A 13,232-nucleotide genomic window follows, 5' to 3' on the forward strand; every position below is an offset into this window, starting at 1 on the left:
TCCTCAGCCCTTGCGCAGTTGCAGGGCGCTCCAGGCGTCATGATGGATGGTCTGCTCGACCGTGAAGCCCAGCGGCAGATAGGCCTCCAGCACCCGCTCCTCCTGCGTGCGCAGCAGGCCCGACAGGATCGCGACCCCGCCGCTCTTCAGCGCCGCCCCGATCTCGGGCGCCAGATGCACCAGCGGCGCGGCCAGAATGTTGGCGAACACCAGATCATACGGCTGATGCTGGGCGATGCGCGGATCGCTAAGACCATCGGCGAAATAGAAGTCGCACTTGGCCTCGTTGATCTCGGCGTTCTCATTGGCGATCCGGGCCGAGGGCTCGTCGATGTCGGTGCCGACGGCGATGGGCGTGCCCGTCTTGGCCGCCGCGATCGCCAGCACGCCCGTGCCGCACCCCACGTCCAGCACCTTCTCGAAGCTTTCAGTCTCCAGCAGCTTGTCGAACGCCTCCAGGCAGCCGACCGTCGTGCCATGGTGGCCCGTGCCGAAGGCGGCGCCGGCGTCGATCTTCAGCGTGACGCGACCCTCGGGCACCTTGCCCTGATCGTGCGCGCCGTAGACGAAGAACCGTCCGGCCTCGACGGGCGGCAGACCCGACAGCGACATGGCCAGCCAGTCAGCGTCCGCCAGCTTCTCGACCAGCACCGTCACCGGATAGCCCGCCAGCACCGCCTTCAGCCCCTCGACCTCGTCGTCGGTCGTGGGGAAGGCGTCGATGCGCCAGACGTCATTGTCCTCGTCCTCTTCCAGGATCGAATAGGTCGCGCCTTCCAGTCGCGGATCGGCGTCTACGGCCTCTGCGGCGGCCTCTGCGGCTGCGCGCGGACCGCGTGCGATTATCTGAAGTGCGGACTCGGACATTTTTCAAACACCGGTAATATGGCGAATCGTAGCGATCCGGTGCTGAACACCCGTCGCCGCCGCGTTTTTATCAAACCGAGGGGTCGGGGAATACATGGCCAAGTCACCGTCTACGTCTAAACCAGCGTCGCCAAAGCCGGCGACCGCCGCTTCCAAGCCTAAAGCCGCGCCGAAGTCGAGCGCCGTGAAGACCGTTGCCGAGAAAACCGCCGCGCCCAAGGCCGCTGCCAAGCCGGCAGCCGCTGCGCCGAAGGCCGCCGCCGCGAAGGCTGTCGCGCCCAAGACTGCGACGCCCAAAACCGCCGCCCCCAAGCCTGCTGCTAAGCCGGTCGCCGCCAAGGCCGCAGCCAAGCCGAAAACCGCCCCTGCCCCCAAGGCTGCTCCAAAAGCCGCTCCCAAGGCTGCTGCACCCAAACCGGCCGCAGCCAAGCCCGCCGCCGCCAAGACGGCAGTGAAGCCTGCAGCTTCGAAAGCGGCCGCACCGAAGGCGACGGCGGCAAAGCCTGCAGCGGCCAAAACTCCTGCGCCGAAAGCCGTCGCTTCGAAACCCGCCGCCGCCTCGAAGGCCGCGCCTGTCGCCAAGCCGGCCACAGCGGCGCCCAAGCCTGCCGAGCCCGTCGCCGCGCCCAAGCCCGCCGCTGCGCCCGCCGCTGCGGCGCCCGCGCCGACGCCGGCACCCGCTGCCAAGCCGGTCGAAGCCCCCAAGCCGGCGCCGGCGCCCGCCGCCAAGCCCGAGGAAAAGGGCTTCTTCGCCAAACTGGGCGACATGATCTTCGGCAAGCGCTGATCGCCCTTCCTCTCTGATCCAGCAGATCGCCGGACGGCTCGCCCGTCCGGCGATTTTCGTTTGCGGGCCGAAATTTACGGCCTGCGCTCGCCTGGGCTAAAAACCACGAATACTTGACTTCTGCGCAGGGGCTTCTATATGCCCCCCAGCCTCGGGACAGGTCTGCGATACGCGCCGCCCGCTCGCCCAAAGAGGGGCGGTTCCGTTGCTGCTATGCACGCAGACGCTTTCTCTCCCAAGGATTCATGACCGAATTTTCCCAACTGGGCCTTTCGCCCACGACCCTTCAGGCCGTCGCCGACACCGGCTACACGACCGCCACGCCTATTCAGGAACAGGCGATCCCCGTCGCCCTCGCCGGCCGTGACGTGCTCGGCATCGCCCAGACCGGCACCGGCAAGACCGCCGCCTTCACCCTGCCCCTGGTCGATCGCCTGTCCACCGGCCGCGCCCGCGCCCGCATGCCGCGCGCCATCGTCCTGGCCCCGACCCGTGAACTGGCCGACCAGGTCGCCGAGAGCTTCGCCAAATACGCCAAGGGCACCAAACTGAGCTGGGTCCTGCTGATCGGCGGCGTCTCCATGGGCGACCAGGTTGCGGCGCTGAACAAGGGCGTCGATGTCCTGATCGCCACGCCCGGCCGCCTGCTGGATCTGTTCGAGCGCGGCAAGATGCTGCTGACCGGCGTCGAGATCATGGTCGTCGACGAGGCCGACCGGATGCTGGACATGGGCTTCATCCCCGACATCGAGCGCATCTTCAAACTGACGCCGCCGCGCCGCCAGACCCTGTTCTTCTCGGCGACCATGCCGCCGGAGATCACGCGCCTGACGACAGCCTTCCTCAAGGATCCGACCCGGATCGAGGCCTCGCGTCCGGCGATGACCGCCGACACCATCACCCAGTACATCGTCCGCATCCCGACCTCGGACCCCAAGGCCAAGCGGACCGCTCTGCGCGCCCTGGTCGGTCGCGAGGACGTGCGCAACGGCATCGTCTTCTGCAACCGCAAATCCGAAGTCGATATCGTCGCCAAGTCGCTGAAGACCCACGGCTTCGACGCTGCCCCGATCCACGGCGACCTAGATCAGTCGCACCGGATGAAGACCCTGGCGGACTTCCGCTCGGGCGCGCTCAAGATTTTGGTGGCGTCAGACGTCGCCGCGCGCGGACTGGACATCCCGGATGTCAGCCACGTCTTCAACTACGACGTCTCGCACCACGCCGACGACTACGTCCACCGCATCGGCCGCACCGGCCGCGCCGGCAAGCTGGGCCAAGCCTTCATGATCGTGACCCCGGCCGACGACAAGTCGCTGGATAAGGTGCTGAAGCTGATCAAGAAGGATCCGGAAGAGCTCGTTCTGGACGGCATCGACTTCGCCGCCATCAAGGACGGCCCTCGCCGCGACGACAAACGCTCGGGCGAACGCGGTCGCAGCCGGTCGCGCACCAGCAGCGCGCCCACCCCGTCCGCCGAGCCTGTCGACATCGCCCCAGTCACCGCCGCGCCATCGTCTGAAGAGGCCGCAACGCCCCGCAGCCGCAGCCGCCGCAAGGCCCGCCCCGAGACGCCGGTCGAAGTTGCGGTTCCTGTCGCCGCCGCAATCGAAGCGCAGCCCATCGTCGAGCCTGTTGAGACCGCTCACGCCGCACGCCCCGACCGTGCAGACCGCGAACCGCAGCTGCTGCAATCCGATCGCCGCGGCGACCGCAAGGCCGACAAGGCCGATACTCAGCGCCAGGGCGTGCGTGGCTTCGGCGACGACATTCCGGCCTTCCTGCGCCGGCCCGTCGTCATTCGCGCTTGAATTTGTACACAACGGCGCGGTGAGACGCCGCGTCGTTTACCCTGCATTACGGAACATCCCGTAGTGTGCGCCCCGACACAGCTCCAGAACAGGAGCCCAGGGGAACAAGAATGTCGAAAAAAGTCGAGACGGCGCTAAGAGCTCCTCAAGCCTATGCTTTGGCGCGCAACGTCATCGGCGAAATGGAAAAGGCCGGCGTGTGGCCCACGCCGCTGAACTTCGAGCTCTGGCTGCACTACATCAGCGACCCTGACGGCCCCCTGGCCCAGGAAATCCGCCGTCTTCTGGCGCAGTCTGCGGTCATCACTGACAAGACGTCCGAAATGCTGGCCGCCGAGTTCCTGCCGCGCGGTCGCCTGCCGGATCAGATCCGCGACGTCGGCGCCGTGCTTGACCGCGAATTGGCCAGCGTCGCCAGCGCCATCGCCATGGCGCACAAGACCCAGCACGACTATGGCGAAACCCTCGCCGACGCCTCGCAGTGCATGGAAACCGTCGATGATCCGTCGTCGCTGAAGGATCTGGTCGGCGGCTTGTCGACCGCGACCAACCGCGTGCGTCGGGAAACGGCGATCCTGGAAAAACGTCTGGAAAAGTCCAACAAGGAAGTCATCCGCCTGCGCGAAAACCTGGAACAGGTGCGCCGTGACGCCATGACCGACGCCCTGACCAATCTGGCCAACCGCAAGGCCTTCGACGAACGGCTCGAGGCCGCCTGCGCCGAGGATGACGGCGCGCCGCTCAGCCTGGCCATCCTGGACATCGACCACTTCAAACGGTTCAACGACACCTGGGGCCACCAGACCGGCGACCAGGTGCTGCGCTATGTCTCCACCGTCCTGTCCAACATCTGCGGCAAGACCCGATTCGCCGCCCGGTTCGGCGGTGAGGAGTTCGCCATCATTTTCCCGGGTGAAGGCGCCGGCGTCGTGATGGCGGCGCTTGAAAGCATCCGCAACGACGTGGCGTCACGCGCGCTGCGCCGTCGTTCGACCAATGATGACCTGGGCTCAGTCACGGTCTCTGCCGGCTTCGCCCAGCGCCAAAAGGGCGAAACCGCCGCCAGCCTGCTGGAACGCGCCGACGCCGCCCTGTACGAATCCAAGCGTGCGGGCCGAAACTGCGTCACGCCGGCGTCATCGCTCGAAAAGGCGGCTTAGGGTCTGACAGGACCAAGCTTTCTGCCATAGTCGCTCCATGCGCAGCTTCGCCTTCAATGTCGCCTACTGGATCCTGTCGATCGGTTACGGGCTGACCGCCGCCTTCGCCGCGCTGGCGCCCGGGCGCGGCCCGGCCAGCTGGGTCATCCGTCGCTATGTGAAACGCATGGTCCAGGCCATGTCGATCTTCGCCAACATCAAGCTGGACGTTCGCGGCAAGGATCGACTGCCCCCGGGCGCCTTCATCATCGCCTCAAAGCATCAAAGCTGGGGCGACGGCTTTGCGACCTATGATCAGTTCGACGACATCGCCTTCGTCACCGGCGATCATCTGGAAAAGTTTCCTCTGCTGGGCGGCGTACTGAAGAAGCTGGGCGCCATCGTCGTTAACTCCTGCGGCGGCCACGAAGCCCGCAAGGCCCTGGCCATGCGCGCCGCCGAGGCCCGCGCCGAGAACCGCAAGATCCTGATCTATCCCGAGGGCCATCTCGCGCCTGTCGGCAAGAAGTTCAAATATCGCTCTGGCGTCTGGCACATGTACCGCGACTTTGACGTGCCGGTCGTGCCGCTCGCCACCAACCTCGGCCTCTTCTGGCCAGAGGAAAAGTACGAAAAACACCCCGGCACGGCGACGCTGGAGTTCCTCGACCCGATCCCCGTCGGCCTGCCCAAAGACGAGTTCCTGGCTCGCCTCGAAGCCGTCATCGAGACCCGCACCGCCGAGCTCGTCGCCCAGGCCACGGGTCAGCCCGTGACGCCGGCCGTGCTGATCGAGGCGCCGACGAAGTAGTGCGATTCAGCGTCTTTCCCGACGCCTTCTTCACCGCTGCGTCCAGGCGACGGCTTCGTCGGGACTATCCAGGACCGCGTCGGTCAGTGTCCAGCAGCCCATCAGATCGGGATTTGCCTCAGTCGGCGGCGACCGGCACGATGGTCACGCTCTCGCCGCAGCCGCAGGCGTCGGTCTGGTTCGGATTGTTGAACACAAACTTGGACGCCAGCCGCGTCGTCTCATAGTCGATCTCGGTGCCGATCAGGAACAGCACGGCCCGGGGCTCGATCAGGATGGTGACGCCCTTGTCCTCGACCACCTCGTCCATCGGTCCGATCTCGTCGGCATAGGCGAAGGTGTATTCCTGCCCCGCGCAACCGCCGTTCTTAACCCCGATCCTCAGGCCGATGTGATCGTTCTCGGCATTGTCCAGGATCTCTCGCACCCGATCTGCGGCCGCGTCCGTCAGGGTGACGGCCTTTGGGCGCGGGCGACGCGGACGGGATGTGGCTTGAAGCTCGCTCATCAGAACATATCCATCAGAACATATTCAGGGCCAGCTTGGCCTCGTCGCTCATCTTGGAGGCGTCCCACGGCGGATCGAACACCAGATTGGCCTTGGCGCTGCGCACGCCCTCGACCTTCTCGACCGCCGTCTCCACCCAGCCCGGCATTTCGCCGGCGACCGGACAGCCCGGCGCCGTCAGGGTCATGTCCACCACCACGTCGCGATCGTCGTTGACGTCCACGCGATAGATCAGGCCCAGCTCATAGATGTCGACCGGGATTTCCGGGTCATAAACCGTCTTCAGCGCCTCGATCAGCTGATCGGTCAGCGTGTCCAACTCGGCCTGCGACAGGGCGCTCTTCTGGGGTTCGTCCCAGGCGTCCTTGAAGGCGTCGCTGTCTTGAATCGGTTGATCTGTCATCGGCTTATACGAAGAAGTTCCGCGCCTTGATCAGCGCATCCACGAAGGCGTCGGCATCCTCCACGGTGTTATATAGGGCGAAGGACGCGCGGGTGCTCGACGTCACTCCCATTCTTTTCGCCAGCGGCTCGGCGCAGTGCAGACCCGCGCGCACCGCGACCCCGTAACGGTCCATGATCTGGGCCACGTCATGGGCGTGCGCGCCCTCGACGGCGAAGGTCAGGATCGCGCCCTTGCCTTCGGCCTGCCCCAAAACCCGCAGCCAGGTCTGACCCTGAAGTCGGTCGACAGCGTGCTGATAGAGGGCATGCTCATGCGCCTGCACCGCCGCCCGCTCGTATTGCGCCAGCCATTCCAACGCCGCGCCCAGGCCGATGGCCTCCAGGATCGGGGGCGTCCCCGCCTCGAACCGGTGAGGTGGCCGGGCGTAGGTCACGCGGTCCTGCGCAACCGTCTCGATCATCTCGCCCCCGCCCTGATAGGGCGGCAGCGCCTCCAGCGCCTCGGCCTTGCCGTACAGGGCGCCGATGCCAGTGGGCGCAAACAGCTTGTGCCCGGTCAGGACGTAGAAGTCGCAGCCGATGGCCTGCACGTCCGGCGTCGCATGGACCGCCCCTTGGCAACCGTCGATCAGCACCTGAGCGCCCGACGCATGGGCCAAGCGGCTGATCTCGGCGACCGGATTGATGGTCCCCAGCACGTTGGACATATGGGTGACGGCGACCATCCGCGTCCTGGGCCCCAGCAGGTCGGCATAGGCCGCCATGTCCAGCGAGCCGTCGTCCTTGACCGGAATCCACTTGATCACCGCCCCGCGTCGTTCACGCAGCAGATGCCACGGTACGATGTTGGAGTGATGCTCCATCTCCGAGACGAGGATCTCGTCGCCCGGCTCGATGCTGAGGCCCAGCCCGTTGGCCACCAGATTGATCGCCTCGGTCCCGCCCTTGGTCCAGACCACCTGTTCGGCGCTCTCGGCGTTGAGGAAGCGGGCGACGATCTCGCGCGCCTTTTCGAAGGCCTCGGTCGCCTCGTTCGACAGGGTGTGCAGGCCTCGGTGGACGTTGGCGTAGCCGCCTTCCATCGTCGCGACCAGGGCGTCGATCACCGCGCGCGGCTTCTGGGCCGAGGCCGCGTTGTCCAGATAGACCAGCGGCTTGCCGTTCACCTGTCGCGACAGGATCGGGAACTGCGCCCGCACGGCATAGGGATCGAAGGTGTTCACAACCGCGCCGTCAGCCATTCCCGCGCCACCTCTCTCGCGCCCTCATGCTCGATCCGGTCGATGACCTCGATCAGGAAGGCCTGGGTCAGCAGGGCGCGGGCCTCGTCGGCCGGAATGCCGCGCTGCTGCATGTAGAACAGGGCGCTCTCGTCCAGCGTCCCCACGGTGTTGCCGTGCGCGCACTGCACGTCGTCGGCATAGATGATCAGCTCCGGCTTGGCGTCGATCTCGGCCCGCTCGGAAGCGATCAGGGCGTGGTGGCCCATGCGCGCATCGGTGCCGTCGGCGCCGCGCTCGACCACAATCTTGCCTTGGAAGACGCCGCGCGCCGTGTCGCGGGCCACGCCCTTGATCAGTTGCGAGGTCGCGCCGTCGTGTTCCACATGACGCACCACGCTGGTCAGGTCCGCATGGCGCGATCCGTTCAGCAGATAAAGGCCGTCGGCCTGAACCTGAGCGCCCTGGGCATAGTGGGTGATGCGCGTCTCGATCCGCTGCAACTTGGCGCCGGTCGTGACGATGGTTTGGCGATAGACGCCGCCCGCCTCGACCTTCACATGGGCCTCGGCGATGGAGATGGCGTCTTCCGGCTCCTCGACCAGCACGACGCGCGTCACCTCGGCCCCGGCCGCCACGTCCAGTTCCAGCGTATTGTGCGCGACGTAGGCCGAGCCTGCGCCCTCATGCGTTTCCAGCAGCAGCAGCCTGGCGCCCGCGCGCGCCGAAACCCGCGCGCTGGCCGTGTGGCCCGTGCCGACGGCGTCCGACACATAGCGCAACCGCAGCGTCCGCTCGCCCGAGGCGATGAAGTCGGTCACGCCGACGGCGCGTCCGTTGGCGAAGACGATCGCCTCCCCGCCCAGATCGTAAAACGGTCCCGGCGGCCCGACCTCAGCCGTGCCTGACGGCTCCGGCGCGGCGCGAAGGTAGCGCTTCAGGTCGCTGTATTTCCACGCTTCCGTCCGTCGCGACGGATAGGTCTCGGCGTCGGTCAGGTCGATGGCGAAGGCCGCGGTCATGCGGCCCCCTCTAGGACGGGCGGCAGATACTTGTCGTACCCTTCCGCCTCCAGCTCCAGCGCCAGTTCCGGCCCGCCCGACGCCACGATCCGACCGCCGGCCAGCACATGCACCCGGTCCGGTTTGATGTAGTCGAGCAGGCGCTGATAGTGGGTGATGACCAGCATGGCGCGGTCGGGCGAGCGCAGCGCGTTGACACCCTCCGACACGATGCGCAGGGCATCGATGTCCAGGCCGGAATCCGTCTCGTCCAGGATCAGCAGCGACGGCTCCAGCAGGGCCATCTGCAGGATTTCCATTCGCTTCTTCTCGCCGCCGGAGAAGCCGACGTTCAACGGCCGCTTCAGCATGTCGAAGTCCATCTTCAACGCCTTGGACGCCTCACGAACCAGCTTCAGGAAAGCGGGCGCCGCCACCTCTTCCTCGCCCCGCGCGCGCTTCTGCGCATTCAGCGCCGTCCGCACGAAGGTCAGGGCCGGCACGCCGGGAATCTCGATCGGATACTGGAACGACAGGAAGACGCCCTTGGCCGCCCGCTCGGCCGGGTCCAGCGCCAGCAGGTCCTCGCCCGACCATTCGACAGACCCTTCCGTCGCCTCATAGCCCGGCCGTCCCGATAGAGCGTAGCCGAGCGTCGACTTGCCGGCCCCGTTCGGCCCCATGATGGCGTGCACCTCGCCGGCGGGAACGTCGAGCGTCAGCCCCTTGAGAATCGGCTTTTCGCCGACAGAGACATTGAGGTTGTTGATGTTAAGCATTGTTTCTTCTTGATTATCCAACCGAGCCTTCAAGGCTGATCGCCACCAGCTTCTGCGCCTCGACGGCGAATTCCATCGGCAGTTTCTGCATCACGCCGCGCACGAAGCCGTTGACCAGAAGGGCCACCGCCTCCTCCTGCGACAGCCCCCGCTGCTGGGCGTAGAACAGCTGGTCGTCCGACAGGCGCGTCGTCGTCGCCTCGTGCTCCAGTTGGGCCGAGCCGTTGCGCGCCTCGATATAGGGGATGGTGTGCGAGCCGCACTCCTTGCCGATCAGCAGGGAGTCGCACTGGGTGAAGTTGCGCACGCCCGTCGCCTTCGGATGCACCGAGACCAGGCCTCGATAGGTCGAATCCGACCGTCCCGCCGACACCGCCTTGGCGATGATCCGCGACTTCGAATTCTTGCCCAGGTGGATCATCTTGGTGCCGGTGTCGGCCTGCTGATGCCCGTTGGTGATGGCGATGGAATAGAACTCGCCGGACGACTCCTCGCCCTTCAGGACGCAGGACGGATATTTCCAGGTCACGGCCGAGCCGGTCTCGACCTGGGTCCAGCTGACTTTGGACCGATCGCCCCGGCAGTCGGCGCGCTTGGTCACGAAGTTGTAGATGCCGCCCTTGCCCTCGGCGTCTCCGGGGTACCAGTTCTGGACGGTCGAGTACTTCACCTCGGCGTCGTCCAGGGCCACGATCTCGACCACGGCCGCATGCAGCTGATTCTCGTCGCGCATCGGCGCGGTGCAGCCTTCCAGATAGGAGACGTAAGCCCCCTTGTCGGCGATGATCAGGGTCCGCTCGAACTGGCCCGTCTGGCTCGCGTTGATGCGGAAATAGGTCGACAGCTCCATCGGACATTTGACGCCCGGCGGGATGTAGACGAACGAGCCGTCCGAAAAGACCGCGCTGTTCAGCGCCGCGAAATAGTTGTCCGAGACCGGCACCACCGATCCCAGATATTGCCGCACCAGATCAGGATATTCGCGCAAGGCCTCGGAAATCGGCATGAAAATCACGCCGACCTTGGCCAATTCCTCTTTGAAGGTCGTGACCACCGACACGCTGTCGAACACGGCGTCCACGGCGACCTTGGGCGCGCCCTGCACCCCGGCCAGCACCTCCTGCTCCTTTAGCGGAATGCCCAGCTTCTTGTAGATTTCCAGGATTTCGGGATCGACCTCGTCCAGCGACTTCGGCCCGTCCTTCTTCTTGGGCGCCGCATAGTAGAACAGGTCCTGATAATCGACGGGCTCGTAACGGACCGCCGCCCAGGTCGGCTCCTCCATCGCCAGCCAGCGCTCATAGGCGGCCAGACGCCATTCCAGCATCCATTCCGGCTCGCCCTTCTTTTCGGAAATGAAGCGCACGATCTCGGCGCTCAGTCCCTTGGGCGCATATTCCGTCTCGATGTCGGACGTGAAGCCGTGCTCGTACTTCTCCAGCGCGGCGACGGCGTCGATGGTTTCCTTGACGGCGGCCATCAGGCGACCTCTCTCACGCGCTCGGCGGCGCGCGTCTTGTGCTTGTTGTAGGCGGCGACCCAGGCGTCGGCGAACCTTGCCCAGTCGCCCTCGACCGTGCCCCAGCCGCCGGAGACGCGCACGCCCCCGGTCGCCAGCGCATTCAGGCCCATGGCGCTGATGGTCTTGGACGGCTTCACCTTGCCCGACGAACAGGCCGAGCCGGCCGACACCATGACCCCCGTCAGGTCCAGGGTGATCAGTTGCTGCGGGCTGTCCCAGCCCTCGACCGCCATGAACAGGGTGTTGGGCAGACGCGCCACGCCGCCGCCGATGATGGTCGCGCCTGCGGACTTGACCTTCGCCTCGGCCGCATCGCGCCAGGCGACATGCGAAGCCATCGTCTCCAGATCCCGCGCGGCGCAATCGGCTGCGACGCCGAACCCGGCGATGCCCGGCACGTTCTCGGTCCCGGCGCGCAAGCCCCGCTCCTGCCCCGCGCCGTGCAGGATCCGCACGCCCGACAGACCTTCCTTGAAGATCAGGGCGCCGACGCCCTGCGCCCCACCCAGCTTGTGCGCCGACAGGGTCAGGGTGTCCGCGTCCAGCGCGCGCATATCGACCGCGATCTTGCCCGCCGACTGGATGGCGTCGACATGCAGCCAGCCGCCCGCCGCCCGCACCAGCGCCGCCGCCTCGGCGACCGGCTGGATGACGCCGCTTTCGTTGTTCGCATGATGGATGGCGACCACGGACCGGCCCGGGCGGCTCAGCGCCTCCGCCAGCCAGTCCAGATCGACCACCCCGTTCGCATCGACCGGCAGAACCTCTACGGCTACGCCCGTGTTCGCGGCCGCTTCGGCCACGCACGGATGCTCGGTCGCCGACACGATCAACCGTTCGCAACCGGCCGCCAGCGCGCTTGCGACGCCCTGGGCGTTCGCCTCGGTGCCGCCCGAGTTGAACACCACCGCCGTCGGATCGGCCCCGACCAAGTCCGCGACCTGCGCCCGTGCGGTCTCGACCCGCGCCCGCGCCCGCCGGCCCGCCGCATGGACCGCTGAGGGATTGCCATTGTCGGCCAGGGCCCTGGCCATGATCTCCAGCACCTCCGGCCGCACTAGGCCCGAGGCGTTGTAGTCCAGATAGACGCCGGTCATGCCGCCACCCCCACGGCAGAGGGCTCGACGTTGCGCCGACGCTGGCCCGTGCGGTTCATCACCACATCCTCCAGCGACACGCCGGCCAGATAGCGATGGATTTCGTCGCCCAGGTCTTCCCAGAGATTGTGGGTAATGCAGCGTTCCCCGGCCAGCATGCAGCCCTTGGGCGAGCCATGCGCCACGCATCGCGTCGCCCGGATCGGTTCATCCACCGCCAGCACGATCTCGGCGACCACCGTCTCGTGCGCCGCCTTGGCCAAACGGTATCCGCCGCCCGGTCCGCGCACGCTCTTGACCAGTTCGCTCTTCCTCAGACGGGCGAACAACTGCTCTAGATAGCTCAGCGAAATCTCCTGGCGCGCGGCGATCTCGGCCAGCGAAACCGCCCGGATTTCACCGCTCTCGCCGCGTCCGTTCTTCGCCAGATCGGCCATCGCCATCACGGCGTATCGTCCCTTGGTCGACAGACGCATTTCGCACCTTCAAAAATTGCGCGCTTTTCGGGGCTCCTGTGCTAGAACCCGCGCCTTCGCAAAGGCGGTGCGCTTGCGGAGGGACTTAGAAAGTCCCACCTCTGCGGTCAAGTATTACGCACTCGCGAAATGACAGTTGAACGGATTCCAGAGCCCCTATGCCTGAAGTCATCCTGCCCGGCGCCTCCGGTCGCATCGAAGGCCGCTATTCCCCGGGCAAGCGCCCGAACGCCCCGATCGCGCTGATCCTGCATCCGCACCCCAAGGCGGGCGGGCACATGAACAACCCGGTCGCGGTCACCCTGCACCAGCTGTTCCAGCAGCGCGGCTTTGCGACCCTGCGCTATAACTCGCGCGGCGTCGGCAAGTCGCAGGGCGAGTTCGATTCGGGCATCGGCGAGCTGGCCGACGCGGCCACCGCCCTCGACTGGCTCCAGGCCAACAATCCCGGCGCCAGCCAGACCTGGGTCGCCGGCTATCAGTTCGGCGCCTATATCGGCATGCAGCTTCTGATGCGTCGCCCCGAAACGGACGGCTTCATCTCGGTCTCGCCGCCGTCGAACATGTACGACTTCAGCTTCCTGGCGCCTTGCCCGGCGTCCGGCCTGTTCCTGCACGGCACGGCCGACACCATCGTCCCGCCGGTCGAGGTCGAGCGCGTGGTCAACAAGCTGCGCACCCAAAAGGGCATCATCATCGACTACGAACTGGAAGAGGGCGCCAGCCACTTCTGGCAGGACCACATGAGCGCGGTCGAAACCCGCGTCGGCGCCTATCTGGACAAGCGTCTGGAAGAAAAGCCGGCCTGA

The 13,232-nt window shown here is 66.3% G+C and carries 14 protein-coding genes; 5 read left to right on the forward strand and 9 right to left on the reverse strand.

Annotation, left to right across the window (positions count from 1 at the left end):
- Positions 1-3: 3 nt before the first annotated feature.
- Positions 4-867 (reverse strand): 50S ribosomal protein L11 methyltransferase, encoded by an 864-nt coding sequence (locus E7T10_RS10440; RefSeq protein ID WP_039243620.1) that lies wholly within the window; start codon positions 865-867, stop codon positions 4-6.
- A gap of 184 nt (positions 868-1,051) precedes the next feature.
- On the opposite strand from E7T10_RS10440, the gene E7T10_RS10445 reads away from it, so the two are divergent.
- The 4 genes from E7T10_RS10445 to E7T10_RS10460 all read left to right on the forward strand — a co-directional run bounded on the left by E7T10_RS10445 (position 1,052) and on the right by E7T10_RS10460 (position 5,415).
- Positions 1,052-1,654: a hypothetical protein gene (locus E7T10_RS10445; protein WP_137721737.1), complete on the forward strand. Its 603-nt coding sequence runs from the start codon at positions 1,052-1,054 to the stop codon at positions 1,652-1,654.
- Positions 1,655-1,899: 245 nt separating this feature from the next.
- Positions 1,900-3,465: a DEAD/DEAH box helicase gene (locus E7T10_RS10450; RefSeq protein WP_137721738.1), complete on the forward strand. Its 1,566-nt coding sequence runs from the start codon at positions 1,900-1,902 to the stop codon at positions 3,463-3,465.
- Between the two features lie 110 nt (positions 3,466-3,575).
- The gene (locus tag E7T10_RS10455; protein ID WP_091746499.1) at positions 3,576-4,625 is read left to right on the forward strand and encodes a GGDEF domain-containing protein; all 1,050 of its coding nucleotides are present in this window, start codon (positions 3,576-3,578) and stop codon (positions 4,623-4,625) included.
- 37 nt (positions 4,626-4,662) lie between these two features.
- Complete coding sequence (locus E7T10_RS10460) at positions 4,663-5,415, forward strand: 1-acyl-sn-glycerol-3-phosphate acyltransferase (protein ID WP_137721739.1); 753 nt, start codon at positions 4,663-4,665, stop codon at positions 5,413-5,415.
- A gap of 118 nt (positions 5,416-5,533) precedes the next feature.
- On the opposite strand, the gene E7T10_RS10465 is transcribed toward E7T10_RS10460, so the two are convergent.
- From E7T10_RS10465 to E7T10_RS10500, 8 genes are read right to left on the reverse strand one after another with little or no spacing between them, the layout of a single operon-like run.
- A complete protein-coding gene (locus tag E7T10_RS10465) occupies positions 5,534-5,923 on the reverse strand; it encodes an iron-sulfur cluster assembly accessory protein (RefSeq protein WP_137721740.1) in 390 nt (129 codons plus the stop codon).
- 13 nt (positions 5,924-5,936) lie between these two features.
- Positions 5,937-6,326: an SUF system Fe-S cluster assembly protein gene (locus E7T10_RS10470; RefSeq protein WP_137721741.1), complete on the reverse strand. Its 390-nt coding sequence runs from the start codon at positions 6,324-6,326 to the stop codon at positions 5,937-5,939.
- Positions 6,327-6,330: 4 nt separating this feature from the next.
- On the reverse strand, positions 6,331-7,569 hold the full coding sequence (locus E7T10_RS10475; RefSeq protein WP_137721742.1) for an aminotransferase class V-fold PLP-dependent enzyme: 1,239 nt from the start codon (positions 7,567-7,569) through the stop codon (positions 6,331-6,333).
- Positions 7,548-8,570: a Fe-S cluster assembly protein SufD gene (gene sufD, locus E7T10_RS10480; protein ID WP_137721743.1), complete on the reverse strand. Its 1,023-nt coding sequence runs from the start codon at positions 8,568-8,570 to the stop codon at positions 7,548-7,550. Before sufD ends, E7T10_RS10475 begins: the two co-directional genes overlap by 22 nt.
- Complete coding sequence (gene sufC / locus E7T10_RS10485; RefSeq protein WP_137721744.1) at positions 8,567-9,328, reverse strand: Fe-S cluster assembly ATPase SufC; 762 nt, start codon at positions 9,326-9,328, stop codon at positions 8,567-8,569. The genes sufD and sufC overlap by 4 nt, the downstream gene beginning before the upstream one ends.
- A gap of 13 nt (positions 9,329-9,341) precedes the next feature.
- Complete coding sequence (gene sufB / locus E7T10_RS10490; RefSeq protein WP_137721745.1) at positions 9,342-10,808, reverse strand: Fe-S cluster assembly protein SufB; 1,467 nt, start codon at positions 10,806-10,808, stop codon at positions 9,342-9,344.
- On the reverse strand, positions 10,808-11,947 hold the full coding sequence (locus E7T10_RS10495; RefSeq protein ID WP_137721746.1) for a cysteine desulfurase family protein: 1,140 nt from the start codon (positions 11,945-11,947) through the stop codon (positions 10,808-10,810). Before E7T10_RS10495 ends, sufB begins: the two co-directional genes overlap by 1 nt.
- Positions 11,944-12,423 (reverse strand): Rrf2 family transcriptional regulator, encoded by a 480-nt coding sequence (locus E7T10_RS10500; protein ID WP_055753471.1) that lies wholly within the window; start codon positions 12,421-12,423, stop codon positions 11,944-11,946. Before E7T10_RS10500 ends, E7T10_RS10495 begins: the two co-directional genes overlap by 4 nt.
- Before the next feature lie 158 nt (positions 12,424-12,581).
- Here E7T10_RS10500 and E7T10_RS10505 point away from each other — a divergent pair, with 158 nt between their 5' ends.
- Positions 12,582-13,232, forward strand: a complete 651-nt coding sequence (locus E7T10_RS10505) for an alpha/beta hydrolase (protein WP_017504016.1) — start codon at positions 12,582-12,584, stop codon at positions 13,230-13,232.

This window comes from Brevundimonas sp. SGAir0440, from assembly GCF_005484585.1.
Classification (GTDB): domain Bacteria; phylum Pseudomonadota; class Alphaproteobacteria; order Caulobacterales; family Caulobacteraceae; genus Brevundimonas.

What these genes read in the sequence shown, in the direction of transcription:
- E7T10_RS10455 (WP_091746499.1), top strand. Translation starts at nt 3,576, where the DNA reads ATGTCGAAAAAAGTCGAGACGGCGCTAAGAGCTCCTCAAGCCTATGCT.
- E7T10_RS10450 (WP_137721738.1), top strand. Translation starts at nt 1,900, where the DNA reads ATGACCGAATTTTCCCAACTGGGCCTTTCGCCCACGACCCTTCAGGCC.
- E7T10_RS10465 (WP_137721740.1), bottom strand. Translation starts at nt 5,923, where the DNA reads ATGAGCGAGCTTCAAGCCACATCCCGTCCGCGTCGCCCGCGCCCAAAG.
- sufB (WP_137721745.1), bottom strand. Translation starts at nt 10,808, where the DNA reads ATGGCCGCCGTCAAGGAAACCATCGACGCCGTCGCCGCGCTGGAGAAG.
- E7T10_RS10495 (WP_137721746.1), bottom strand. Translation starts at nt 11,947, where the DNA reads ATGACCGGCGTCTATCTGGACTACAACGCCTCGGGCCTAGTGCGGCCG.
- E7T10_RS10470 (WP_137721741.1), bottom strand. Translation starts at nt 6,326, where the DNA reads ATGACAGATCAACCGATTCAAGACAGCGACGCCTTCAAGGACGCCTGG.
- E7T10_RS10505 (WP_017504016.1), top strand. Translation starts at nt 12,582, where the DNA reads ATGCCTGAAGTCATCCTGCCCGGCGCCTCCGGTCGCATCGAAGGCCGC.
- E7T10_RS10500 (WP_055753471.1), bottom strand. Translation starts at nt 12,423, where the DNA reads ATGCGTCTGTCGACCAAGGGACGATACGCCGTGATGGCGATGGCCGAT.
- E7T10_RS10460 (WP_137721739.1), top strand. Translation starts at nt 4,663, where the DNA reads ATGCGCAGCTTCGCCTTCAATGTCGCCTACTGGATCCTGTCGATCGGT.
- sufC (WP_137721744.1), bottom strand. Translation starts at nt 9,328, where the DNA reads ATGCTTAACATCAACAACCTCAATGTCTCTGTCGGCGAAAAGCCGATT.
- E7T10_RS10475 (WP_137721742.1), bottom strand. Translation starts at nt 7,569, where the DNA reads ATGGCTGACGGCGCGGTTGTGAACACCTTCGATCCCTATGCCGTGCGG.
- E7T10_RS10440 (WP_039243620.1), bottom strand. Translation starts at nt 867, where the DNA reads ATGTCCGAGTCCGCACTTCAGATAATCGCACGCGGTCCGCGCGCAGCC.
- sufD (WP_137721743.1), bottom strand. Translation starts at nt 8,570, where the DNA reads ATGACCGCGGCCTTCGCCATCGACCTGACCGACGCCGAGACCTATCCG.